Source organism: Amycolatopsis sp. NPDC026612 (genome assembly GCF_040638285.1).
GTDB lineage: Bacteria > Actinomycetota > Actinomycetes > Mycobacteriales > Pseudonocardiaceae > Amycolatopsis.
In genome coordinates, this window is sequence record NZ_JBEZYB010000008.1 from 87,550 (window position 1) to 109,751 (window position 22,202).

Below are 22,202 nucleotides of genomic sequence, written 5' to 3' on the forward strand. Positions count from 1 at the left end.
TCACGTGACTGGAGCCGTATCTCGCGTGACTGGAGCCGTATCTCACGTGATTGGGGCCGGTGGTGGCTCGTCGGCCGTGGTCAGGGCGACCACCGTCTCCTGGTGGTAGACCTCGCCCGGCCGCAGCACCGTGCTGGGGAAGTCCGGGCGGTTCGGGGAGTCCGGGAAGTGCTGGGCCTCCAGCGCGAAGCCCGCGCCGCGGTGGTACGGGCGGCCGCTGGTGCCGATCAGGTCCGCGGTGAGGTAGTTGCCCGAGTAGAACTGCAGCCCCGGCTCGGTCGTCCACAGCGTGAGCAGGCGGCCGGACGCCGGGTCCCACGCACGGGCGGCGAACGGCGAGCCGCTGTCGAGCACCCAGTTGTGGTCGTAGCCCTGGCCGGTCACCAGCTGGGGGTCGGGCTCGCCGAGCCGGGCGCCGATCCGCGTCGACCTACGGAAGTCGAACGGCGTGCCCTCGACCGGTACCGGGTCGCCGGCCGGGATGAGGTCGTCGCCGGTGGGGCAGAACCGGCTCGCGGCGATCTCGAGCCAGTGCTCGTGGACGTCGCCCGCGCCTTCGCCGGCGAGGTTCCAGTAGGTGTGGTTGGTCAGGTTGACGACGGTCGGCGCGTCGGTGGTCGCGCGGTAGGTGATGCGCAGCCGGTCGCGCGCGTCGACGCGGTAGGTCACCTCGGTGCTGAGCCGGCCGGGGTAGCCCTGGTCGCCGTCCGGGCTGACCAGCGTGAGCCGCAGCGCGACGCCGTCGCCGTCGCGGATCTCGGTCGCGGACCAGACGTGCGTGTCGAACCCGGCGGGGCCGCCGTGCAGGCTGTTCTTGCCGTTGTTGAGCGGGACCCGGTGCTGGACGCCGTCGAGGGTGAAGGTGCCCCCGGCGATCCGGTTGGCGAACCGGCCGATCACCGCGCCCAGGAAGACGCGGTCCGCGCCGGGCTGGTTGTTGGCGAGGTACCCGTCGAGGGCGCCGAAGCCGAGGACGAGGTTGGCCGTCCGGCCGTCGCGGTCGGGCGCTTCCAGCGACTGGATGACGCCGCCGTAGTCGAGGACGCGCACGATCAGGCCGCCGGGACGGCCGAGCGTGTACCGGTGGACGTCCGTGCCGCCGGCGCGGCCGAAGAACTCCCGGGTGAGTTCGGGCGGGGGCGGGGTCATCGGCGAGTCCTCCAACTGGCTGTTAGCGCTAACAGCTTGGACAGACCATAGGTTCGGCCGCCCCGCACGGTCAAGGACGTCCCCGCGATTGCCCCCCTGAGACCACCTTCAGGGCAGTGAAGGTGGTCTCAAGGGGGCCGGCTCTCAGCGTTCGCCGGCCGGGGGACGGGTGCCCAGCAGCCGGTGCGCGCGCAGCGCCATCTGGATCTCCAGCCGGTTCGCCGGATCCGCCAGCCGGTCGCCGAACAGGTCGCTCAGCTGGCTCACGCGGTAGCGGACCGTCTGGGGGTGGATGCCCAGGGCCTGGGCGATCTCCGGCGTGTTCCCGTTGTGCTCCAGCCAGCTCAGCAAGGTCTCGGACAGGCGGGTCTGCTGCTTCACCGTCAGGCCCGCGAACGGCGCGAGCACCTTCGCCGACAGCTCGTCCAGCAGGAAGCGGTCGACCAGCAGCCAGTGCGTCGCCAGGTGGTCCGCCGTGTGGGTGACCGGACGGTCGCCGGCCAGACCGCGGCGGACCAGGTCGAGCGTGCGACGGGCCCACAGCAGTGACGTCGCCGCGTCGGCCGGGCGGACCCGGGGGCCGACCGCCGCGCGCCAGCCCGGCAGGCGGCCTTCGAGCCCCCGCAGGTCGCGGTCCGGGTTCGGGGTCAGCAGGCAGGGGTCGGGGCCTTCGAGGTCGAGCAGCACGTCGTCGGCGAGCTGCGGGGACGACGGCGGGTGCCCGTCGGTCCGCGGGTCGAGCGCGACCACCGTGACCCACTCCGGCATCGCCCACTGCGCCGCTTTGGCCATCGTCGCCAGCGTGCCCGGCGACGCCGGCGGGGTGGCGAGGAGCAGTTCGAACAGCCGGTGCCGCCGTCGTTCGAGCGTGCCGGTCGCCATCGCCTGCGCCAGCGTGTACCCCTCGACCGAATACGAGGAAATCTCTTCCACGTAGGCGAAAATGGCTTCCGCGCCGACGCAGAGCACCGCCGCCGGGAAGCGGTGCGCCTGCCCCAGTTCCGCCACGTAGCGCCACGCCGCGCGGCCACCCGCGCGGTAGGCCGCCTGCAGTGAATTGAGGCTGCCGCCGTCGTGGTGAACGCGCTTCCCGACCTCCATGAACAACTTCGCCCAATTGTCCTGTGTGGACGCCAGATCTTCGATGCTGTCGATGCAGCTGAGCACCGCCTGCTCGATCGCCAGCACGATCATCTTGCCGAATTCGCCTTCGAGGGGCTTGGCGTACTCGGGGACGGCCCGCTGGACCTCCTCGAGGATCCGCCGGGCGAGCGGGTCGGCGTGCGGCCGGAACCGCCGCGCGAGTTCCGTCGGCAGCGAGCACCACAGCTGCCGCGCGCGGCCGGTGCCCCGCGGGTGTGGGATCGTCCCCTGCGTGATCATCCGGGTCATGGCACACACCCCTTTGCCGCACCTCGTGGGAAGGTTCGCGCCGCGGTCGGCGCGGACGCCATGTACTCACACGGGATCGGACTTGGCAACCGCCGCCCCTGCTCCCTGATCGGGTTCTGTCACGCCGGGATCAACGGTCCCACCGAAGTTTGTCACCTGCCGGACAAAGCCGGAACACTCATCGCGGCGCACGTTTCCGCGTTCCGATTTGTGAACCGGGACGGTATCCCGTTGTTGGCGTGATCAACCGGCTCGCGGGAGGAGACACCGATGACGGCGCTCGTTTCCTGGTGTTTCCGCCGGGCCGGGGTCGTCATCGTGCTGTGGCTGGTGGCGCTGGGCACCGGCGCGGCCTTCCGCGACACGGTGGACCTGCCCGCCGCCGACAGCACGGCGGCGGCGAACCTGCTGCGCGCCGCCGGTACCGGCGGCGCCGGGGAACGCGTCGTCGTCCGCTCGCCGGAGGGCCGATCGACAGCGGCACGGGCCGGGCCCGGCCCGAGGCGCTCGCCGCCCGGCCGGCCGCCGGGGCTTTCGGCGAACTCGCCGCGATGACGGCCGCCGCGCCGGACCTCGGCAACGCCGGGATCGGCCTGCTCGCCGCGGCCGGGGTGCGGGAGCAGTGGACGACCTACCTGGCCGACCACACCACCGGGATCCTCGCCGGCAACGCGGACGCTCACCAGTGGATCGTGAAGCGGTTCAACGGCGAGCCGGCCCCGGCCGACTGCTGAGCCGAAGGTTCGTGCAGGCAGGCCACCTTGAGGAACTTCGAGTTCCTCAAGGTGGCCTTCACGAAGATCAGACCTTGCCCGCGACGAAGCTGGCCGCGTCGCCGGCTTGGCCGCCGTAGCTCAGGTGGGCCAGGATGTTCGTGCCGAGCGGCTGGCAGACCGGGTCGCCCAAGGCGCAGTAGTCCTTGGTCCGGCCCTGGTAGGTGCCGGTGACCGAGCGGCCGATCGCGCGGATCGGGTTGCCGAACAGCAGGATGGCCGCGATCCGGGGAGCGAGGTCCGCCGGGATGGTCGCGGCGATCGGGCCGCCGACGACCGCGCCGGCGCTGCTGATGCCGATCGAGTTGTCGACGACGTTGGCGCCCTGGGAGTAGCCGACCAGCACGAACCGCTGCGACGGGCAGGCCGCGGCCTGCGTCCGCACGTGGTTGACCAGGTCGGTGTTGCCCCGCTGCACCGAGGCGGGCTGGATCAGGTCGGCCGGGTAGTTCACCCCGTAGCTGCTCACGGATCGGGGCAGCAGCCGGGTCTGCACCGCCTGGAAGACCGGCTGGCCGACGATGAGGCCCAGCGTGCCGGGTTCGCCGGTGCCGCGGGCGACCGCCACGTCGATGTCGGTGCACGGCGCGGCCGTGGCCGCCGGTGCGGCGGCCACGGTGAGACCGGTGACGGCGAGGCCGAGCGCGGCCGCGGCGGAAAGCAGGCGTTTTTTGGGGACACGAATCATGGCTGATCAACACCTCTTTGTGCGAAAGGGGGGTCGGCAAGCGCTTTCCGTGGGGAGCGGAATTCGTGCTGCGCTTGCGGTAACCGCAGCGTCGCAGCGCTTGCTGAACCCGGCAAGAGGCGATTTCCCGGCGCGCCGGGAATTGTTCAGCCGGTGACAAACAGTCCGGTGTGGATGCTCAGGTGGCGCACTGCCGGGCCGGCTGCGGGCGGTCGACGCGCGCCAGCAGCACGGGATCCAGCCCGCGCAGCGCGGCCATGACGAAGCCGGTGGCCAGTTCGCCCGCGGCGATCGGGTCGAGCCCGGGGGAGTGGGAGACGTGCATCGCGGCGCGCCCGACGAGGCCCACCATCATCGCCGCGAGCAGGTCCGCTCCGGGACCGACGGGGCGCCCGTGGGAGATCAGGTGCTCGCGGATCTGGCCGACCACGTGCGTGGCGATGCTGTCGGCCAGCGCGCGGCGTTCGTTCGACATCTCGTCGACGGCCGAGTCGAACAGCAGCCGGAAGCTCTCCGGGTGGGCGCCGGCGTAGCCGAACATGGCCATCACCGACAGCCGGACCCGGGCTTCCAGCGGCTGCGGGCTCGCCTGTTCGTAGGCCCGGATCACCCAGTCCCGCAACGCGCCGACCTCCCGGCTGACGGTGGCGCGGAACAGGGCGGCCTTGTCGCCGAAATGCGCGTAGAGGGTGGGCTTGGTGGAATCGGCGCGGTCCGCGATCAGCCCCATGGTGGCCTGCGCGTACCCCCGCTCGGCGAACACGGCGCGGGCGGCGTCGAGCAGTTCGTCGTCGGTGGGGCGGGCGGCCGGGCTGCGGCGAGCGCTGGATCGATCAGGGGAACTCTGCCGGCTCATGTCGGTGTACTCTACGGTCTCCCCAGCTTTACTGACCGGTAAAGCTTGCTCCGTCGCCGTCCACGGTGGAGGAAATCCTGGTGTCCCGCGACAGTGCCCGGCAATCGGTCCCGGTCCCCCGGGACACCGGCGAAGAAGTCCTCCGGCGCAAGGAGCTGGCCGCGCTCATGCGCCCGGCCCTGCCCGCGCTGACCGACTGGATCGTCCGGGAGGTGCTGCGGGCGGTCCCGGTCTACACCCGCCCCGGGGACGGTTCGTACACCCGGGTGACCCGGCACGGCGTCGAGTGCGCCGTCGCGCTCTTCGTGGACCTCGTGGAGGATCCGCTGGCCTCGCGCGACCGGCTGTACGAGACGTGCCGCCGGCTCGGCGCGGGCGAGGCGCGCGAGGGCCGGACCCTCGACGACCTGCAGGCGGCTTACCGCGTGGGCACCCGCGTCGGCTGGCGCTGGATCATGCGGCTCGGCCGGCGGCACCGGCTCTCCTCCGCGGCCATGGCGCAGCTGGCCGAGATGCTGTTCGGCTACGCGGACGAGCTCGCCCGGATGTCGAGCCGGGGTCACCGCGAAGCGTGGGCGGAGATCGAAGGCACCCGGGCGGGCCTGCGGCGGCGGCTGCTGCGGCTGCTCACCGGACCGGGCACCATCCCGGACGCCGTCCTCACCGAACTCGCGGAGGCGGCGGGCTGGCCGGTGCCCCGCGAGGTGGCGGCCGTCGCCGCCGAGACGACGGTGGGCGCCTCGTGGGGCCCCGACGTCCTGGCCGACCTGGATTCGCCGCAGCCGTACCTGCTGCTGCCCGCGCCGGTGGAGGCGCGGACGCTGACCCGGCTCGGCACGCGTGTTGCGGTCGGGCCGCCGACGGACCTCGGCGCGGCGGCGCATTCCCTGCGCTGGGCGCGCACCGCCCTGCGGCTGGTGGCGGACGGCGCGCTCCCGGACGCGCCCGTGACGTGGTGCACCGACCACCTGACGGACCTGTGGCTGCTGTCGGACTCGCCGCTGGCGGAGCAGGTCGCCCGGCAGGAACTGGCCCCGCTCGCGCAGTTCCCGGACCGGACGCAGCGCAGGCTGGGCGAGACCCTGCTGTCCTGGCTGCAGAACGGCGGCAACTCGGAGAAGATCGCGGTGGACCTTTCGGTGCACCCGCAGACGGTCCGCTACCGGGTGCGTCAGCTGAAGCAGGCTTTCGGTGATCGGCTCGACGATCCGGACGCCCGGTTCGCGATGCAGGCCGCGCTGCGCGCGGCCGGGCTGCGGATCGCCCGGAACGAGTTCCCCCCGCCCGAAGAGTAACCGGCGCCGCTCCGCGCTTCCCCACCTTGTCCAAAGCGAGAACATGTTCTAGTTTTGGCGGTGGAAGGTGGTGTGCCCGTGAAGACGGAGCTGGGGCTGGCCGGGACCGTGGTGCTGGTCACCGGCGGCGTCCGCGGCGTGGGCCGGGGCATCGCCGCCGTGTTCCTCGCCCACGGTGCCCGGGTGATCACCTGTGCCCGGCACGAGGCGCCCACCGCGGCGGAGTTCGTCCGGTGCGACGTCCGTGCCGAGGAGCAGGTCGCCGCGCTGGTCGAGGGGATCGTCGAGCGGCACGGGCGCCTGGACGTGGTGGTCAACAACGCCGGCGGGGCGCCGTACGCACCGGCGGCGGAGGCGCCGCCGCGGCTGCACGAGAAGATCGTGCAGCTCAACCTGCTGGCTCCGCTGCTGGTTTCGCAGCACGCCAACGCCGTGATGCAGCGCCAGGACGCCGGCGGCTCGATCGTGATGATCTCCAGCGTGAGCGGCACCCGCGCGTCGCCCGGGACGGCGGCGTACGGCGCGGCGAAGGCCGGGCTGGACAACCTGACCGCGAGTCTCGCGGTCGAGTGGGCGCCCAAGGTGCGGGTGAACGCGCTCGACGTCGGGATGGTGCGGACCGAGCAGGCGCACCAGCACTACGGCAGCGAGGCCGCGATCGAGGCGATCGGCAAGACCGTCCCGCTCGGCCGCCTCGCCGAGCCGGAAGAGGTGGGCGCGTGCGCCGCGTTCCTCGCCTCGCCGCTGGCTTCCTACGTCTCCGGCGCGACCCTGCGCGTGCACGGCGGCGGTGAGGTCCCGGCGTTCCTCGCCGCGGCCGACGTCAACCATCGGGAGGATTCGTGAACGGGTTGTGCCAGGACCGGGTGGTCGTGGTCACCGGCGCCGGCCGCGGCATCGGGCGGGCGCACGCGCTGGCGTTCGCGGCCGCGGGCGCGCTGGTCGTGGTCAACGACGTGGACGAGGGCGTGACCGCGGAGGTCGTCGCGGAGGTCGAGGCGCTCGGCGGAACCGCGGTGGCCGACACTTCCGATGTCGCCGACTGGGCCGGCGCGAAGGAACTGGTCGGCACCGCGGTGCAGACCTTCGGCCGCTTGGACGTGCTGGTCAACAACGCGGGGTTCGTCCGGGACCGGATGCTGGTCAACCTCGCCGAGGACGAGTGGGACGCGGTGGTCCGCGTGCACCTCAAGGGCCACTTCTCGCCCCTGCGGCACGCGGCCGAGCACTGGCGGGCCGAGGCCAAGGCGGGCCGGACGCCGAGCGCACGGGTGATCAACACCAGTTCGGGTGCCGGGCTGCTGGGCAGCGTCGGCCAGGGCAACTACTCGGCGGCGAAGGCGGGGATCGCGGGGTTGACGGTGGTGGCGGCCGCGGAACTCGCCCGCTACGGCGTCACCGTCAACGCGATCGCGCCGGCTGCGCGGACCCGGATGACCGAGGCGGTGTTCGCGTCGATGGCGCGTCCGGACACCGGCTTCGACGCGATGGCGCCGGAGAACGTCTCGCCGCTGGTCGTGTGGCTGGGCAGCGCGGAGTCCGGGCACGTCACCGGGCGGGTGTTCGAGGTCGAGGGCGGCAAGGTTTCCCTGGCCCAGGGCTGGCGGCACGGTCCGGCCGTGGACAAGGGCGAGCGGTGGGACCCGGCGGAACTCGGCCCGGTGGTGAAGGAACTGCTCGAGCGCGCGCCCGAGCCCGAACCCGTCTACGGAGCGAGCTGATGGGCATCCTCACCAAGCGCGACGGCCACGTCGAGGTCGTCACCGTCGACTTCCCACCGGTGAACGCCCTGCCCGTGCAGGGCTGGTTCGACCTCGCCGACGCGCTCACGCAGGCGGGCCGTGACCCCGAGGTGCACGTCGTGATCCTCCGCGCGGAAGGCCGCGGCTTCAACGCCGGCGTGGACATCAAGGAGATCCAGCGCTCCGCCGGTTACGACGCGTTGGTCGGCGCGAACCGGGGCTGCTATGCGGCGTTCGGTGCGGTCTACGACTGCGCGGTGCCGGTCGTGGCGGCCGTGCACGGCTTCTGCCTCGGCGGCGGCATCGGCCTGGTGGGCAACGCCGACGTGATCGTCGCTTCGGACGATGCCACGTTCGGCGTCCCCGAGGTGGAGCGCGGGGCACTGGGAGCGGCGACGCACCTGGCGCGGCTGGTGCCCCAGCACCTGATGCGCACCCTGTACTTCACGGCGCGGAAGATCACCGCCGCCGAACTGCACACCCACGGCTCGGTCTACCGGGTCGTGCCGCGCGCGGAGCTCGACGAGGCCGCCCTGGACGTCGCCCGGGACATCGCGAAGAAGGACCCGCGGGTCATCCGGGCGGCGAAGGAGGCCTTGAACGGCATCGACACCCAGCAGGTGCACCGCAGCTACCGGTTCGAGCAGGGCTTCACCTTCGAGCTCAACCTGCTGGGCGCGTCCGACGAGGCTCGTGAGGAGTTCTTGAATGGCCGATAAGCGCACGACCGCCGACGACGTCGCGGCGGAGCTCCGCGACGGCATGACGATCGGGATCGGCGGGTGGGGATCACGGCGCAAGCCGATGGCGCTGGTCCGCGCGATCCTCCGCACCCCGGTGCGCGGCCTCACGGTGGTGTCCTACGGCGGCCCGGACGTCGGCCTGCTGTGCGCGGCGGGCAAGGTGTCCCGGGTCGTGTTCGGGTTCGTGACGCTGGATTCGATCCCGTTCGACCCGTGGTTCGGCCGCGCCCGCGAGACCGGCGCGATCGACGTCACCGAGTACGACGAAGGCATGTTCGGCACGGCGCTTTCGGCGGCGGCGCAACGGCTTCCGTTCCTGCCGACGCGCGCCGGGCTCGGCTCGGAAGTCATGCGCGCCAACCCGGACCTGCGCACCGTCCGGTCGCCGTACGCCGACGGCGAGGAGCTCGTGGCGGTGCCGGCGCAGCACCTCGACGTCGCGCTCGTGCACCTCAACCGCGCCGACGCCCGCGGCAACGCGCAGTACCTCGGCCCGGACCCGTACTTCGACGAGCTGTTCTGCCTGGCCGCGGAGAAACGGTTCGTGTCGGTGGAAAAAGTCGTCGAAACGGCCGACCTGACGGCCGGGGGACCGGTGCAGTCGCTGCTGCTCAACCGCGCCACCGTGGACGGCGTCGTCGAGGCGCCGCGCGGCGCGCACTTCACCACGGCCGTGCCGGACTACGGCCGCGACGAGCGGTTCCAGCGGCACTACGCCGCCTGCGCCAAGGACCTCGACGCCTGGCCCGGGTTCGTGGACCGGTTCCTGTCCGGCGACGAGCGCAGCTATCTGTCCGAAGTGGACAAGTTCGAGGCGGAGGCGGCATGAACGCGACCCGGGCCGAGATCGCCGTGGTGGCGGTGGCCGAGCTGTTCCGCGGCGACGGCGAGATCGTGGCCAGCCCGATGGGCCCGATCCCGCAGCTGGGTGCGAAACTCGCGCGGCTGACGTTCGAACCCGATCTCCTGATGTCCGACGGCGAGGCGTACCTGCTGACGACCGACGGCGTCGTCGAGGGCTGGCAGCCGTTCCGCAAGATGCTGGACACGATCGTCCCGCACGGGCGACGGCATGTCGTGATGGGCGCCAACCAGGTCGACCGCTTCGGCAACCAGAACATCTCCGCCATCGGTGACCACGCCCGGCCGAAGAAGCAGCTGCTGGGCGTGCGGGGGGCGCCGGGCAACACGGTCAACCACCGCACCAGCTACTGGGTACCCCGGCACAGCACGCGGGTCTTCGTGGAGAGCGTCGACGTCGTTTCGGGGGTGGGCTACGACAACGCGGCCAAGGCGGGCCCGGCCGCCGAGAAGTACCACGACGTGCACCGCGTGGTCTCGAACCTGGGCGTGTTCGACTTCGGCACGCCGGACCACTCGATGCGGGTGGTGTCCCTGCACCCCGGCGTCACCCGCGAGGAGGTCGCCGCGGCGACGGCGTTCGGACTCGGCTTCTCCGACGCGGTCACCAGCAGGGAACCCACGGAAGAGGAGCTACAGCTCATCCGGGACGTGCTGGACCCCAAGGGCTTGCGCGACAAGGAAGTTCCGGCGTGAAGACCGCGCTCACCCGGCTGGTGGGGGTCGAGCACCCGGTCGTGCAGACCGGGATGGGCTGGGTTGCCGGCCCGCGGCTGGTGTCGGCGACCGCGGAAGCCGGGGCCCTCGGCATCCTGGCGTCGGCGACGATGACGTTCGGCGAGCTCGAAGCGGCGATCGCCGAGGTCAAGAAGCGGACGGAGAAGCCGTTCGGGGTGAACCTCCGGGCCGACGCGGGCGACGCCGGTGCGCGCGTCGACCTGCTGATCCGCGAAGGCGTGAAGGTTGCTTCGTTCGCGCTCGCGCCGCGCAAGGAGATGATCGCGAAGCTGCGTGACCACGGCGTCGTCGTCATCCCCTCGGTCGGCGCCGCCCGGCACGCCGAGAAGGTCGCCGCCTGGGGCGCGGACGCCGTCATCGTCCAGGGCGGCGAAGGCGGCGGGCACACCGGGGGAGTGGCCACCACGCTGCTGCTGCCCTCGGTGCTGGACACCGTCGACATCCCGGTGGTCGCGGCCGGCGGCTTCTTCGACGGCCGCGGCCTCGCCGCGGCGCTGGCCTACGGCGCGGCGGGGGTCGCGATGGGCACCCGGTTCCTGCTGAGCAAGGAGAGCACCGTCCCCGACGACGTGAAGCGCCTCTACCTGGAGCAGGGTCTCACCGGGACGGTCGTCACCCGGCGCGTCGACGGCCTGCCGCACCGCGTGCTGCGCACCGACCTCGTCGAGAAGCTCGAACGCACCGGCCGCCTCCGCGGGCTGGCGCAGGCCGCGCGCAACGCGCTGCGCTTCCGGAATATCACCGGCCTGTCCCCGGTTGCGATGGTGCGAGAAGGCTTCGCGATGAAGCACGGCAACGATCTGACGTGGAGCCAGCTGGTCATGGCGGCCAACACCCCGATGCTGTTGCGGGCGGGACTGGTCGAAGGCCGGACGGACGCGGGAGTGCTAGCGTCGGGACAGGTGGTGGGCATGATCCACGACCTGCCCACGGTGGCGCAGATCGTCGAGGGCGCAGTGGCCGAGGCAGGTGAGATCCTGCAGCGTCTTGGCCGGCAAACGGGAGGATGAGAGAGCGTGGCGTTGAAGGTCGGTTACAAGGCATCGGCGGAGCAGTTCGGGCCGCGGGACCTGGTCGAGTACGCCGTGCGTGCCGAAGAAGTCGGCCTCGACTCGGTCTGGGTGTCCGACCACTTCCTGCCGTGGCGGCACGAGGGCGGCCACGCGCCGTGGGCCCTGGCGTGGATGCCGGCGGTGGCCGAGCGCACGAAGCGGGTGCAGATCGGCACGAGTGTGCTGACCCCGACCTTCCGGTACAACCCGGCGGTGATCGCGCAGGCGTTCGCGACGATGTCGCTGCTGTCCAACGGCCGGGTCATCCTGGGCGTCGGATCCGGCGAAGCGCTGAACGAGATCGCCGTCTCGGGGCGCGAGTGGCCGGAGTTCAAGGAGCGGTTCGCGCGGCTGCGCGAGTCGATCAAGCTGATCCGCGAGCTGTGGACCAGCGACAACGTGAACTTCGACGGCGAGTACTACCAGCTGGTGAACGCGAAGATCTACGACCGTCCCGAGCAGCCGGTACCGGTGTACATCGCGGCCGGCGGCCCGGTGGTGGCCAAGTACGCGGGCCGCTCGGGGGAGGGGTTCATCTGCACCTCGGGCAAGGGCATGGACCTCTACACCGAGAAGCTGATGCCGGCGGTCAAGGAGGGCGCTTCCGCGGCGGAGCGGAACGTCGAGGACATCGACCGGACGATCGAGATCAAGATGTCGTACGACCGCGACCCGGAGAAGGCGCTGGAGAACACGCGCTTCTGGGCGCCGCTGTCGCTGACGGCCGAGCAGAAGCACACGGTCTCCTCGGCCGAGGAGATGGAGCGGCTCGCCGACGAGCTGCCGATCGAGCAGGTCGCCAAGCGGTGGATCGTGGCGTCGGACCCGGACGAGGCCGTGGCGCAGATCAAGCCGTACCTCGACGCGGGGCTCAACCACCTCGTCTTCCACGGGCCCGGCCACGACCAGGAGCGGTTCCTGACCCAGTTCTCCGAGGACGTGCTGCCGAAGCTGCGTGCCCTCGGCTGATCAGCGCTGTCCGGCTTCACAGCCGTTCGATGATGGTGACGTTGGCGGTGCCGCCGCCTTCGCACATCGTCTGCAGCCCGTACCGCCCGTCGCGGCGCTCCAGCTCGTGCAGGAGCGTCGCCAGGAGCTTGGTGCCGGTGGCCCCGATCGGGTGACCGAGGGCGATGCCGCCCCCGTTGACGTTGACCCGGTCGGGGTCCGCGCCGGTTTCGTCGAGCCAGGCCAGGACCACGCTGGCGAACGCCTCGTTGACCTCGAACAGGTCGATGTCCTCGACGGTGAGCCCGGCGTTGCGCAGCGCGTGCGCCGTGGCCGGGATCGGGCCGGTCAGCATCCACACCGGGTCCGCCGCGCGCACCGACAGGTGGTGGATGCGGGCCCGGGGGGTCAGGCCGTGTTCCTCGACGAACGACGCCGACGCCAGCAGGGCCGCACTCGCGCCGTCGGAGATCTGGCTGGCCACCGCCGCCGTCAGGCGTGAGCCCTCGCTCAGCGGCTTCAGGCCGCGCATCCGCTCCAGGCTGGTGTCCCGGCGCGGACCCTCGTCGTGCCGGAATTCCTCGACCGCGACGGTTTCCGCGTCGAACCGGCCTTCGTCGATGGCCGCGAGCGCCCGCTGGTGGCTGCGCAGCGCGTACTCCTCCATGGCCGCGCGGCTGATGTCCCAGTGTTCGGCGATCATCTCGGCGCTGCGGAACTGCGAGACCTCGACACTGCCGTAGCGCTCCTGCCAGCCCTTCGAGCCGGAAAACGGGTCGTCGAAGCCGTACTCGCGCCCGGCGAGCATCGCCGCGCTGATCGGGATGCGGCTCATGTTCTGCACACCCCCGGCCAGCACCAGGTCCTGGGTGCCCGACATGACCGCCTGGGCGGCGAAGTGCACGGCCTGCTGGCTGGACCCGCACTGCCGGTCGATCGTCACGCCGGGCACGTGGTCCGGGAAGCCGGCCGCCAGCCACGCGGTGCGCGCGATGTTGCCCGACTGCGGGCCGAGGGTGTCCGTGCAGCCGAGGATGACGTCGTCGACCAGGTCCGGGTCGACGCCGGTGCGCTCGACGACCGCCTTGATGACGTGCGCGCCGAGGTCGGCGGAGTGCCACCCGGAGAGGGCACCGCCGCGGCGGCCGACCGGGGTGCGGACGGCGTCGAGGAGGAAGGCTTCGGGCACGGGAGCTCCTAGGGGTGCTGGCTGCTGACGGAGACGACTTCGCCGGTGAGGTAGCTCGCGTAGTCGCTGGCGAGGAAGACCATGACGTTGGCGACCTCCCACGGTTGCGCCGCCCGGCCGAACGCCTCGCGTTTCGTGAGGTCTTCGAGGAGTTCGTCGCTGGTCACCTTGGCGAGGAAGGGGTGCATGGCGAGGCTGGGGGCGACGGCGTTGACGCGGACGCCGTGCTCGGCGGCGTCGAGGGCCGAGCAGCGGGTCAGGGCCATCACCCCCGCCTTGGCGGCGGCGTAGTGCGCCTGGCCGGCTTGGGCGCGCCAGCCGATCACCGAGGCGTTGTTGACGATCGCGCCGCCGTTCCCCTGGGCGACGAACTGCCTGAGCGCCGCGCGGGTGCAGCGGAACGTGCCGGTGAGCGTGATGTCGAGGACCTTCGACCACTCGTCGTCGGTCATCTCCAGCACCGATTTCGTGCCGCCGAGCCCGGCGTTGTTGATCAGCACGTCGAGGCGGCCGAAGTGGTCCACCGCGCCGTCGACGAGCGCTTGGACCTGGTCCTCGCGGGTGACGTCGCAGGGGATGGCGTGCACCTTGCCCAGCTCGGCCAGTTCGGCGGCCTTCTCGGCCAGCCGGCGTTCGTGCCAGTCGCTGATGACGACGTTCGCGCCTTCTTCGAGGCAGCGCTTCGCGACGGCGGACCCGATGCCGGTGCCCGCCGCCGCGGTGACGACGACGACCTTCCCGGCGAGCAGGTCGTGGCCGGCGGGGTATTGCGGGATCACGGGCGTGCCTCCCTGGGCAGGCCGAGGACGCGCTCGGCGATGATGTTCCGCTCGATTTCGTCGGAGCCGCCGTAGATGGTGTCGGCGCGGGTGAACAGGAACAGCCGCTGGCACTCGTCCAGCTCGTCGCCGTCGGCGACGAGAGACCGGGCGCCGCGGGCGCGCACGGCGAGTTCGCCGAGCCCGCGGTGCCACTGCGCCCACAGCAGCTTGCCGACGGCGACTTCGGGTCCGGCCGCCTGCCCGAGGGTGCGCAGGGCGTGGGCGCGCAGGACCCGCAGGCCGAGGCGGGCGCGGGTGAGGTCGGCCCGCAGCAGCGGGTCGTCGTAGGTGCCGGACCGTCGCGCTTCGGCGACGATGTCGTCGAGTTCGCGGCGGAAGCCGATCTGCTGGCCCAGCGTCGAGACCCCGCGTTCGAAGCCGAGGGTGGCCATGGCGATCTTCCAGCCCTCGCCGGGTTCGCCGACGACGAGGCTCGCGTCCGTGCGGGCGTCGTCGAAGAAGACCTCGTTGAACTCCGAAGTGCCGGTGAGCTGCCGGATGGGCCGGATCGTGACGCCGTCCTGGCGCAGCGGCACCAGGAGGTAGGACAGGCCGTGGTGGCGCTGCGACCCCGGTTCGGTGCGCGCGACGACGAAGCACCAGTCCGCGGCGTGCGCGAGCGAGGTCCAGATCTTCTGGCCGTTGACGACCCATTCGCCGTCGCGCCGGACCGCGGACGTGGAGACGGCGGCGAGGTCGGAGCCGGCGCCGGGCTCGGAGTAGCCCTGGCACCAGAGTTCCTCGGCGGTGCGGATCTTGGGGAGGAAGCGGGCCTGTTGTCCGGGGGTGCCGAAGGCGATGAGCGTGGGGCCGAGCAGCTGTTCGCCGATGTGGTTGACCCGCGCCGGCGCACCCGACGCCGCGTACTCCTCGTGGAAGGCGACCTGCTCGGCCAGGGACAGGCCGCGGCCGCCGAATTCGTGAGGCCAGCCCACGCACGTCCAGCCCGCGGCCGCGAGGTGCCGTTCCCAGGCCAGGCGCAGCTCGAACTCCTCGTGCTCCCGGCCCGGCCCGCCCAGCCCGCGCAGCCGCGCGAACTCGCCGGTCAGGTTGGCGGCGAGCCAGCCCGCGACCTCGCGGCGGAATCGCGTCGGTTCCACGCACGCCTCCTTGCTGCCGGGCCGGTCCGGCACCTAGGGTAATGAGAACACGTTCTACTTTGCCGGTCCAGAGGAGGGTGCGGTGGGACAGACCACGATCCCGGCCGTCGTCCGCGATGCCGCCGCGAAGTTCGGTGCCGCGGAGGCGCTGGTCGACGGCTCCGTGCGGCTCGGCTACGACCGGCTTCTGGAACGTGTTCGCACGGTCGCGCGGGCGTTCGCCGCGTGCGGCGTCCAGGCGGGCGACCGGGTCGCGATCGCCCTGCCCAACACCCACCACTGGGTCCTGGCGGCGCTGGGCGCGCTCTACGCGGGAGCGACGCTGATCCCGGTCAACACCCGCTTCACCGCGACCGAAACCGTGGACCTGCTCGTCCGCGGCCGGGCCACGGCCCTCGTCGTGGCCGCGGACTTCCTCGGTACCGACCGCCACGCCGCGATCCGGGAGACCGGGGCGGCGCTGCCGGACCTCGGCACCGTCGTCCGGGTGCCCCTGCAGGAGCCGCACCGGCCGGTCGAGGGCACGGTGGGCTGGGACGAATTCCTCGCCATGGCCGAGGGGGTCACCGAAGCCGAAGCCGAGGCACGGGCGGACGCCGTCGGCCCGGACGACGTGAGCGACATCCTCTTCACCTCCGGCACCAGCGGCCGTTCCAAGGGCGTGCTCTCGGCCCACCGCCAGACGGTCGAGGTCGCCGCGGCGTGGGCGGACTGCGGCCAGGTCACCGCCGACGACCGGTACCTGGTGATCAACCCGTTCTTCCACAGCTTCGGCTACAAGGCCGGCATCGTCGTCGGCCTGCTGACCGGCGCGACGATCGTCCCGCAGGCGGTGTTCGACGTCCGCGCGGCCCTGGACGTGATCGAGCGGGAGCGGATCTCCGTGCTGCCGGGCGCGCCGACGATCTTCCAGTCCCTCCTGAACGAACCGCACAAGGGCGAGCTGTCCTCGCTGAGGCTCGCGGTCACCGGGGCGGCCACCGTGCCCGCCTCGCTGGTGCGCCGGATGCGCGCGGAGCTCGGGTTCGAAACCGTCCTGACCGCCTACGGCCTCACCGAAGCCGTCGTGGTGACGATGTGCCGCCCCGGCGACGCCGCGGAACTCGTCGCGAGCACGTCGGGCCGGGCGACCGCGGGGTTCGAGGTGGCGATCGACGGTTCGCCGGGCGAGATCGTGCTCCGGGGGCCGAACGTGATGCTCGGGTACCTCGACGACCCGGAGGCCACGGCGAAGGCCGTCGACGAGCGGGGGTGGCTGCACACCGGCGACGTCGGCGAGCTCGACGCCGCCGGGAACCTCACCATCACCGGCCGGCTCAAGGACATGTACATCTGCGGCGGGTTCAACGTCTACCCGGCCGAGGTCGAGCACGCACTGACCGAGCTGGCCGGCGTCCGCGACGTCGCGGTGGTCGGCGTCCCGGACGAGCGGCTCGGCGAGGTCGGCAAGGCGTTCGTCGTCGGGACCGGGCTGACGGCCGAAGCGGTCCTCGCGTTCTGCCGCGAGCGGCTCGCCAACTACAAGACCCCGCGGTTCGTCGAGTTCCTGGACGCGCTGCCCCGCAACGCTTCCGGCAAGGTGCTGAAGCGGCTGCTGACCGAGGAGAAGGCATGAGTGAACCGGTGGTCCGTTCCGAGCGGCGCGGGCCGGTCGCGGTGGTCACGATGAACCGGCCGGACTACCGCAACGCCCAGAACTCCGCGATGACCTACGCCCTCGACGACGCCTTCGCCGAAGCCGTGAACGATCCCGAGGTCAAGGTGATCGTGCTGGCGGGGGCGGGCAAGCACTTCTCGGCGGGGCACGACATCGGGAGCCCCGGCCGGGACGCCGACCAGTCGTTCGACCGGCGTGCGGTGCTGTGGTGGGACCACACCGACCGGGCCGGCGGTGATCAGCGGTTCGCGCGCGAGTCCGAGGTGTACCTCGGGATGTGCCGCCGGTGGCGGGAGATCCCGAAGCCGATGATCGCGAGCGTGCAGGGCGCGTGCATCGCGGGCGGGCTGATGCTGGCCTGGGTGTGCGACCTGATCGTGGCGGCCGACGACGCGTTCTTCGCCGATCCCGTGGTGCGCATGGGTATTCCGGGCGTCGAGTACTTCGCGCACCCGTGGGTGCTCGGGCCGCGGGCGGCCAAGGAGGTCCTGTTCACCGGCGAGCGCTTCACCGTTCAGCAGGCCAGGGAGTGGGGCATGATCACCCGGATCGTGCCGCGCGCGGAGCTGGAGCAGCACACCCTGGACCTGGCGGAGAAGGTCGCCGGGATGCCGTCGTTCGGGCTGGCGTTGGCGAAGAAGGCGGTCAACCAGGCCGAAGACCTGATGGGGCTGCGGTCCGGAATGGACTCGGTGTTCGGGTTGCACCACCTGGCGCACGCCCACAACGCGGAGACGTCGGAAGACTCCCTCGGCGGGCAGTCCGCGCGGTCGATGCGTGACGCGGGCAAGGGGTCCTGATGGACCTCGACATCGACGAAACGTCGGCGGCGTTCCGCGCCGAGGCACGGGAGTGGCTGGCTTCGCACGTCCGCTCGTTGCCGTCGATGGACACCGCGGAGGGGTTCGCGGCGCACCGCGAATGGGAAGCCGAACTGGCCGAGGCGCGCTGGTCGGTCGTGTCGTGGCCGCGGGAGTACCACGGGCGCGAGGCGTCGATGCTGCAGTGGCTGCTGTTCGAGGAGGAGTACTACGCGGCGGGTGCGCCGGGCCGGGTGAGCCAGAACGGCATCTTCATGCTGGCCCCGACGCTGTTCACGCACGGCACGCCGGAGCAGCGGGACCGGATCCTCCCGGCCATGGCCCGCGGCGAGCAGGTGTGGGCCCAGGCGTGGTCGGAGCCCGAGGCGGGCAGCGACATCGCGGCGCTGCGCAGCACGGCGGTCCGCACCGAGGGCGGCTGGCTGCTGTCGGGTCAGAAGACGTGGAGTTCGCGGGCCGCGTTCGCCGACCGCGCGTTCGGGCTGTTCCGGACCGACCCCGCGGCGCACCGGCATCACGGCCTGACCTATTTCATGGCCGACCTGCGGGCCGATGGGGTGACCGTGCGGCCGATCGCGCAGCTGGACGGTGAGCCCGGCTTCGCGGAGATCTTCTTCGACGACGTCTTCGTGCCGGACGAGGACGTGATCGGCGAGGTCGGCGCGGGCTGGCGGGTGGCGATGACGACCGCGAACAACGAGCGTGGCCTGTCGCTGCGCAGCCCGGGCCGGTTCCTCGCCGCGGCGGACCGGCTGGCCGTCCTGTGGCGGGAGCACGGCGCAGCACCGTCCACTCAGGACAGAGTGGCCGATGCGTGGATCGGCGCCCGCGCTTACCAGCTCTACACCTTCGGCACCGTCAGCAGGCTGGAGGACGGCGAAGAGCTGGGGCCCGAATCGAGCGTGAACAAGCTGTTCTGGTCCCACCTCGATGTGGAACTGCACGAAACGGCGCTCGATGTGCTCGGACCGGCCGCGGAGACCGATCGCGGCTGGGTGGACGGGTACCTGTTCTCCCTCGCCGGCCCGATCTACGGCGGGACCGACCAGATCCAGCGGAACACGATCGCCGAACGGCTGCTGAAGCTCCCGAGGGAGGACCGTCGATGAGGTTCCAGCTCTCGCCGGAGCAACGGCAGTTCGCCGCGACGCTGCACGAGCTGCTGGGCGGGGCGGACACCGCGGCCGCCGCCCGGGCGTGGGCGGTGGGGGAGCACGACCGCGGCCTCAAGCTCTGGCGCGCGCTGGCCGACGTCGGGGTCTTCGCGCTGCTGGTGCCCGAGGACCACGGCGGCCTCGGCGCCGGCCCGGTCGACCTGGTGGTGGCCTGCGAAGCGCTCGGCTACCACGCCGTCCCGGGTCCGGTGGTCGAGTCGGCCGCGGTCGCCCCGGCGCTGCTGACCGGGCACCGGCTCACGTCCCTCGCCGAGGGCGACCTCATCGCCACCGTCGTCGCGCCGCCGGAAGTGCCACTGGCGCTGGACGCCGACATCGCGGGCGTCGTCCTCGACCTCACCGGTGCAGAACTCACCGGCACCGGGAGCGGGCCCGTGCGTTCGATCGATCCGCCGCGTCGGTTGTTCCGGGTCCCCGCGGCGCCGGCGGACGGCGGCGCCGCGTTCGACCGCGGTGTCCTGGCCGTGGCCGCCCAGCTCCTGGGGGCGGGCCAGTGGCTGCTCGACACGTCGGTGGCGTACGCGAAGCAGCGCAAGCAGTACGGCCGGGCCATCGGGGAGTACCAGGCCATCAAGCACCTCCTCGCCGACGTCGTCACCCGGCTCGAACTGGCCCGGCCACTGCTCCACGGCGCGGCCGTCGCCGGGGAGACCTTCGCCCGGGACGTGTCGGCGGCGAAGGTCATGGCCGGTGCCGCCGCCTCCCTCGCCGCGCGGACCGCCCTGCAGGTGCACGGCGCGATCGGCTACACCGCCGAGCACGACCTCGGGCTCCGGCTGACGAAGGTGCGGGCACTGGCCGGGGCCTGGGGGACCGGATCGTTTCACCGGGCGCGCGTCCTGGCGGGGATGCGATGACGGACCCGCTGGAAACCGAGGAAGCCCTGGCACTGCGGGACGCGGTCCGCTCGCTGCTTTCCCGCCGGTCGGGGCCGGCGGCGGTGCGGTCCGCGATGGAGTCGCCGCTGGGCTACGACGACAAGCTGTGGTCGACGCTGTGCGAGCAGATCGGTGTCGCCGCACTGGCGATCCCGGAGCACTACGGCGGCGCGGGCGCCGGTCTCGCCGAGGCGTGCGTCGTGCTGGCGGAACTCGGCCGGACGCTCACGCCCGCGCCGATGCTCGGTTCGGCCGTGCTGTGCGGCGAAGCCCTGCTCCGCACCGGGAACGACGAAGCGTGTGAGCGGCTGCTGCCGGGCATCGCGGCCGGGACGACACTGGCGGCCCTGGCCTGGTCCGCCGAGGACGGCCGGTGGACGCCGGCCCTGCGTGCGTCGGCCGCGGGGCTCGACGGCCGCGCCCACTACGTCCTGGACGGTGACACCGCCGACGTCCTGCTCGCCGTGGCCCGCACGGACGACGGCACCGGCCTGTTCGAAGTCCCCGTGGCGGGGGTCCGCCGGGCCCGGGTCACCAGCCTGGACCCCGGCCGGCGTCTCGCGGTCGTCGACTGCGCGTCGACGCCGGCCCGGCGGCTGGACATCGGCGGGTTCACCGAACAGCTGCGGCAGCTGCGGGACACGGCGGTGGTCGCCGTCGCCGCCGAGCAGACCGGGGCGGCCGAGCGGGCGTTGGAGCTGACGGTCGAGTACACGAAGCAACGGCGTCAGTTCGGTCGCCCGATCGGGTCGTTCCAGGCGCTGAAGCACCGCATGGCCGACGTGCACGTCCACGTCCAGGCGGCGCGCTCGGCGCTGTACGCGGCCCTGGCCGACGGCGATCCCGAGGCGGTCGCGACCGCGAAGGTGGTCTGCGGCGAGGCGTTCGCGCACGCGGCGGCGGAGATGATCCAGCTCCACGGCGGCATCGCGATCACCTGGGAGCACGACGCGCACCTGTACTTCAAGCGCGCCCACGGGACCGCCCTGCTCTTCGGCGTCCCCGCCGGGTTCCCCACCCCTCGGCTCAGCCGGTGAGCCGCGCCGCCGACCCCGGCAGTTCGCGGTTCGCTTCGTCCAGGCCGCGTGCGATCAGCCGGCAGGCGCGGCAGCCGGCGACGTGCTCGGCGACGGCGTGGGCCTTGCGCGGCGGCAGGGCCCCGCGGACCCAGGCACCCATCCGGCGGCGGGGTTCACGGCAGCTCGGCTCGTCCGGTTCGGGCACCTGGACCTGCAGGTAGGCCTGCCGCAGGCCTTCCCGCGCCCGCATCGCCAGCGCCGCGACGCTGTTCGGCGACAACCCGAGCGAGGGTGCCAGCTCCGTCGGGGTGCTGCCCTCGGCCTCGGTCCGCCACAGCACCGTCCGCCACCGGTTGGGCAGTGTGCAGTAGGCCAGCCACCCGAGCCGGGCGTTCGACCGGTGCAGGGCGAGTTCGTCGGCGCCCCCGGCGGCCGCTTCGGGGACCGTGGCCCACAGCTCGACCCGGCTGCGCTGCTTGCTCCACCGGGACACCAGGTTGCGCATGGTCACGACGAGGTAGGGCCGCAGGTCACCGCGGGGCCCGCCGCCGGTGCGCACGATCGTCAGCACCCTGGCGAACGTCTCGGCCACGAGGTCGTCGCGTTCGGTGGGCTGCCGCGCCCAGGCCCCGGCGATCCGCCGGAGCGGCTCGACGTGCCTCCGGAAGAGCCGCCCGGCCGCGTCGAGGTCACCGGCCCGCAGGGCGGTGAGCAGCACCGAGTCCGGCGGCTCGGTGTCGGCTGGTTCCATGGCGTCCTCCCCGGGCTCGTGCTCCGTGAGCCCGGGTACCCCGCGTAAGCGCCATGTCGATGTCCGTGACGGAGGGTCGGCCCGATCGGGTGTTCTTGCGCGTCAGGGGTGGACAGCGCCTCAGACCGCGAACACCTGCGAATCGTCGGCGAAGGCCTTGAACTCCAGGGCGTTGCCGGCCGGGTCGAGCAGGAACATCGTCCACTGCTCTCCGGTCTGGCCCTCGAAGCGGACGTACGGCTCGATCACGAACTCGGTGCCCGCGGTTCGCAGCCGGTCGGCGAGGGCCTGGAATCCGGCGACCGTGAGGATCAGGCCGAAGTGCGGCACCGGCACGTCGTGGCCGTCGACCGGGTTGTGGACGCGCTTCGGCCCGGCCGGGGCCAGGTGCGTCACGAACTGGTGGCCGTGCAGGTTCCAGTCGATCCAGGTCTCGGCGCTGCGGCCCGGGTCGAGGCCGAGGACCTCGCCGTAGAACCGGCGGGCGGCGGCCAGGTCGTCCACCGGCATCGCGAGGTGGAAGCGGGGGATGGGCAGGGTCATCGGATTCCTTT

The 22,202-nt window shown here is 72.3% G+C and carries 24 protein-coding genes; 15 read left to right on the forward strand and 9 right to left on the reverse strand.

Annotated elements, in window-relative coordinates:
* Positions 1-42 precede the first annotated feature (42 nt).
* Together AB0F15_RS11455 and AB0F15_RS11460 are read right to left on the reverse strand one after the other, a co-directional pair.
* The gene (locus AB0F15_RS11455; protein ID WP_360268834.1) at positions 43-1,149 is read right to left on the reverse strand and encodes an aldose epimerase family protein; all 1,107 of its coding nucleotides are present in this window, start codon (positions 1,147-1,149) and stop codon (positions 43-45) included.
* Between the two features lie 144 nt (positions 1,150-1,293).
* On the reverse strand, positions 1,294-2,541 hold the full coding sequence (locus AB0F15_RS11460) for a helix-turn-helix domain-containing protein (protein WP_360268837.1): 1,248 nt from the start codon (positions 2,539-2,541) through the stop codon (positions 1,294-1,296).
* A gap of 270 nt (positions 2,542-2,811) precedes the next feature.
* Here AB0F15_RS11460 and AB0F15_RS11465 point away from each other — a divergent pair, with 270 nt between their 5' ends.
* Entirely contained in the window at positions 2,812-3,096 is a 285-nt protein-coding gene (locus AB0F15_RS11465) for a hypothetical protein (RefSeq protein ID WP_360268839.1), read from the forward strand.
* A complete protein-coding gene (locus AB0F15_RS11470; protein ID WP_360268841.1) occupies positions 3,093-3,275 on the forward strand; it encodes a hypothetical protein in 183 nt (60 codons plus the stop codon). Before AB0F15_RS11465 ends, AB0F15_RS11470 begins: the two co-directional genes overlap by 4 nt.
* Positions 3,276-3,342: 67 nt before the next feature.
* Here the strand turns inward: AB0F15_RS11470 and AB0F15_RS11475 are convergent, their stop codons facing one another.
* Positions 3,343-4,002, reverse strand: a complete 660-nt coding sequence (locus AB0F15_RS11475) for a cutinase family protein (protein ID WP_360268844.1) — start codon at positions 4,000-4,002, stop codon at positions 3,343-3,345.
* Between the two features lie 178 nt (positions 4,003-4,180).
* A complete protein-coding gene (locus AB0F15_RS11480; protein WP_360268846.1) occupies positions 4,181-4,858 on the reverse strand; it encodes a TetR/AcrR family transcriptional regulator in 678 nt (225 codons plus the stop codon).
* A gap of 80 nt (positions 4,859-4,938) precedes the next feature.
* On the opposite strand from AB0F15_RS11480, the gene AB0F15_RS11485 reads away from it, so the two are divergent.
* The 8 genes from AB0F15_RS11485 to fgd all read left to right on the forward strand — a co-directional run bounded on the left by AB0F15_RS11485 (position 4,939) and on the right by fgd (position 12,258).
* On the forward strand, positions 4,939-6,153 hold the full coding sequence (locus tag AB0F15_RS11485) for a helix-turn-helix domain-containing protein (protein WP_360268849.1): 1,215 nt from the start codon (positions 4,939-4,941) through the stop codon (positions 6,151-6,153).
* Positions 6,154-6,231: 78 nt separating this feature from the next.
* Positions 6,232-6,999, forward strand: coding sequence for an SDR family oxidoreductase (locus AB0F15_RS11490; protein WP_360268852.1), 768 nt, complete (start codon positions 6,232-6,234; stop codon positions 6,997-6,999).
* Entirely contained in the window at positions 6,996-7,874 is an 879-nt protein-coding gene (locus AB0F15_RS11495) for an SDR family oxidoreductase (RefSeq protein ID WP_360268854.1), read from the forward strand. The genes AB0F15_RS11490 and AB0F15_RS11495 overlap by 4 nt, the downstream gene beginning before the upstream one ends.
* Positions 7,874-8,614, forward strand: coding sequence for an enoyl-CoA hydratase family protein (locus tag AB0F15_RS11500; RefSeq protein ID WP_360268856.1), 741 nt, complete (start codon positions 7,874-7,876; stop codon positions 8,612-8,614). Before AB0F15_RS11495 ends, AB0F15_RS11500 begins: the two co-directional genes overlap by 1 nt.
* Positions 8,604-9,467: a CoA-transferase gene (locus AB0F15_RS11505; protein ID WP_360268858.1), complete on the forward strand. Its 864-nt coding sequence runs from the start codon at positions 8,604-8,606 to the stop codon at positions 9,465-9,467. The genes AB0F15_RS11500 and AB0F15_RS11505 overlap by 11 nt, the downstream gene beginning before the upstream one ends.
* Entirely contained in the window at positions 9,464-10,195 is a 732-nt protein-coding gene (locus AB0F15_RS11510; protein ID WP_360268860.1) for a CoA-transferase, read from the forward strand. The genes AB0F15_RS11505 and AB0F15_RS11510 overlap by 4 nt, the downstream gene beginning before the upstream one ends.
* Positions 10,192-11,247, forward strand: coding sequence for a nitronate monooxygenase (locus AB0F15_RS11515; RefSeq protein WP_360268863.1), 1,056 nt, complete (start codon positions 10,192-10,194; stop codon positions 11,245-11,247). The genes AB0F15_RS11510 and AB0F15_RS11515 overlap by 4 nt, the downstream gene beginning before the upstream one ends.
* 6 nt (positions 11,248-11,253) lie before the next feature.
* On the forward strand, positions 11,254-12,258 hold the full coding sequence (fgd, locus tag AB0F15_RS11520; protein ID WP_360268865.1) for a glucose-6-phosphate dehydrogenase (coenzyme-F420): 1,005 nt from the start codon (positions 11,254-11,256) through the stop codon (positions 12,256-12,258).
* Between the two features lie 16 nt (positions 12,259-12,274).
* On the opposite strand, the gene AB0F15_RS11525 is transcribed toward fgd, so the two are convergent.
* From AB0F15_RS11525 to AB0F15_RS11535, 3 genes are read right to left on the reverse strand one after another with little or no spacing between them, the layout of a single operon-like run.
* Complete coding sequence (locus AB0F15_RS11525; RefSeq protein WP_360268868.1) at positions 12,275-13,426, reverse strand: acetyl-CoA C-acetyltransferase; 1,152 nt, start codon at positions 13,424-13,426, stop codon at positions 12,275-12,277.
* Between the two features lie 8 nt (positions 13,427-13,434).
* Complete coding sequence (locus tag AB0F15_RS11530) at positions 13,435-14,205, reverse strand: SDR family oxidoreductase (protein WP_360268870.1); 771 nt, start codon at positions 14,203-14,205, stop codon at positions 13,435-13,437.
* Positions 14,202-15,347 carry an acyl-CoA dehydrogenase family protein gene (locus tag AB0F15_RS11535; protein WP_360268873.1) on the reverse strand — a complete coding sequence of 382 codons (1,146 nt, stop codon included), beginning with the start codon at positions 15,345-15,347 and terminating at the stop codon, positions 14,202-14,204. Before AB0F15_RS11535 ends, AB0F15_RS11530 begins: the two co-directional genes overlap by 4 nt.
* 82 nt (positions 15,348-15,429) lie before the next feature.
* Between AB0F15_RS11535 and AB0F15_RS11540 the strand changes: the two genes are divergently transcribed.
* Genes AB0F15_RS11540 through AB0F15_RS11560 form a run of 5 tightly spaced genes read left to right on the forward strand, consistent with a single transcriptional unit; the run spans position 15,430 to position 20,915 of the window.
* Positions 15,430-16,962, forward strand: coding sequence for a FadD3 family acyl-CoA ligase (locus AB0F15_RS11540; RefSeq protein WP_360268876.1), 1,533 nt, complete (start codon positions 15,430-15,432; stop codon positions 16,960-16,962).
* Positions 16,959-17,804, forward strand: a complete 846-nt coding sequence (locus AB0F15_RS11545) for an enoyl-CoA hydratase (RefSeq protein WP_360268879.1) — start codon at positions 16,959-16,961, stop codon at positions 17,802-17,804. Before AB0F15_RS11540 ends, AB0F15_RS11545 begins: the two co-directional genes overlap by 4 nt.
* Positions 17,804-18,934, forward strand: a complete 1,131-nt coding sequence (locus tag AB0F15_RS11550; RefSeq protein WP_360268882.1) for an acyl-CoA dehydrogenase family protein — start codon at positions 17,804-17,806, stop codon at positions 18,932-18,934. Before AB0F15_RS11545 ends, AB0F15_RS11550 begins: the two co-directional genes overlap by 1 nt.
* On the forward strand, positions 18,931-19,857 hold the full coding sequence (locus AB0F15_RS11555) for an acyl-CoA dehydrogenase family protein (protein ID WP_360268885.1): 927 nt from the start codon (positions 18,931-18,933) through the stop codon (positions 19,855-19,857). Before AB0F15_RS11550 ends, AB0F15_RS11555 begins: the two co-directional genes overlap by 4 nt.
* Complete coding sequence (locus AB0F15_RS11560; RefSeq protein ID WP_360268887.1) at positions 19,854-20,915, forward strand: acyl-CoA dehydrogenase family protein; 1,062 nt, start codon at positions 19,854-19,856, stop codon at positions 20,913-20,915. Before AB0F15_RS11555 ends, AB0F15_RS11560 begins: the two co-directional genes overlap by 4 nt.
* Here the strand turns inward: AB0F15_RS11560 and AB0F15_RS11565 are convergent.
* Together AB0F15_RS11565 and AB0F15_RS11570 are read right to left on the reverse strand one after the other, a co-directional pair.
* Entirely contained in the window at positions 20,905-21,648 is a 744-nt protein-coding gene (locus AB0F15_RS11565; protein WP_360268890.1) for a sigma-70 family RNA polymerase sigma factor, read from the reverse strand. The genes AB0F15_RS11560 and AB0F15_RS11565 overlap by 11 nt on opposite strands.
* 120 nt (positions 21,649-21,768) lie before the next feature.
* Positions 21,769-22,191, reverse strand: coding sequence for a VOC family protein (locus AB0F15_RS11570; RefSeq protein ID WP_360268893.1), 423 nt, complete (start codon positions 22,189-22,191; stop codon positions 21,769-21,771).
* Positions 22,192-22,202: the final 11 nt, after the last annotated feature.

Excerpts from the sequence above, each read along its gene's own strand:
- AB0F15_RS11475 (WP_360268844.1), bottom strand. The coding sequence starts at position 4,002 with ATGATTCGTGTCCCCAAAAAACGCCTGCTTTCCGCCGCGGCCGCGCTC.
- AB0F15_RS11570 (WP_360268893.1), bottom strand. The coding sequence starts at position 22,191 with ATGACCCTGCCCATCCCCCGCTTCCACCTCGCGATGCCGGTGGACGAC.
- AB0F15_RS11480 (WP_360268846.1), bottom strand. The coding sequence starts at position 4,858 with ATGAGCCGGCAGAGTTCCCCTGATCGATCCAGCGCTCGCCGCAGCCCG.
- AB0F15_RS11470 (WP_360268841.1), top strand. The coding sequence starts at position 3,093 with ATGACGGCCGCCGCGCCGGACCTCGGCAACGCCGGGATCGGCCTGCTC.
- AB0F15_RS11465 (WP_360268839.1), top strand. The coding sequence starts at position 2,812 with ATGACGGCGCTCGTTTCCTGGTGTTTCCGCCGGGCCGGGGTCGTCATC.
- AB0F15_RS11555 (WP_360268885.1), top strand. The coding sequence starts at position 18,931 with ATGAGGTTCCAGCTCTCGCCGGAGCAACGGCAGTTCGCCGCGACGCTG.
- AB0F15_RS11505 (WP_360268858.1), top strand. The coding sequence starts at position 8,604 with ATGGCCGATAAGCGCACGACCGCCGACGACGTCGCGGCGGAGCTCCGC.
- AB0F15_RS11560 (WP_360268887.1), top strand. The coding sequence starts at position 19,854 with ATGACGGACCCGCTGGAAACCGAGGAAGCCCTGGCACTGCGGGACGCG.
- AB0F15_RS11550 (WP_360268882.1), top strand. The coding sequence starts at position 17,804 with ATGGACCTCGACATCGACGAAACGTCGGCGGCGTTCCGCGCCGAGGCA.
- AB0F15_RS11565 (WP_360268890.1), bottom strand. The coding sequence starts at position 21,648 with ATGGAACCAGCCGACACCGAGCCGCCGGACTCGGTGCTGCTCACCGCC.
- AB0F15_RS11545 (WP_360268879.1), top strand. The coding sequence starts at position 16,959 with ATGAGTGAACCGGTGGTCCGTTCCGAGCGGCGCGGGCCGGTCGCGGTG.
- AB0F15_RS11500 (WP_360268856.1), top strand. The coding sequence starts at position 7,874 with ATGGGCATCCTCACCAAGCGCGACGGCCACGTCGAGGTCGTCACCGTC.
- AB0F15_RS11455 (WP_360268834.1), bottom strand. The coding sequence starts at position 1,149 with ATGACCCCGCCCCCGCCCGAACTCACCCGGGAGTTCTTCGGCCGCGCC.
- AB0F15_RS11510 (WP_360268860.1), top strand. The coding sequence starts at position 9,464 with ATGAACGCGACCCGGGCCGAGATCGCCGTGGTGGCGGTGGCCGAGCTG.
- AB0F15_RS11460 (WP_360268837.1), bottom strand. The coding sequence starts at position 2,541 with ATGACCCGGATGATCACGCAGGGGACGATCCCACACCCGCGGGGCACC.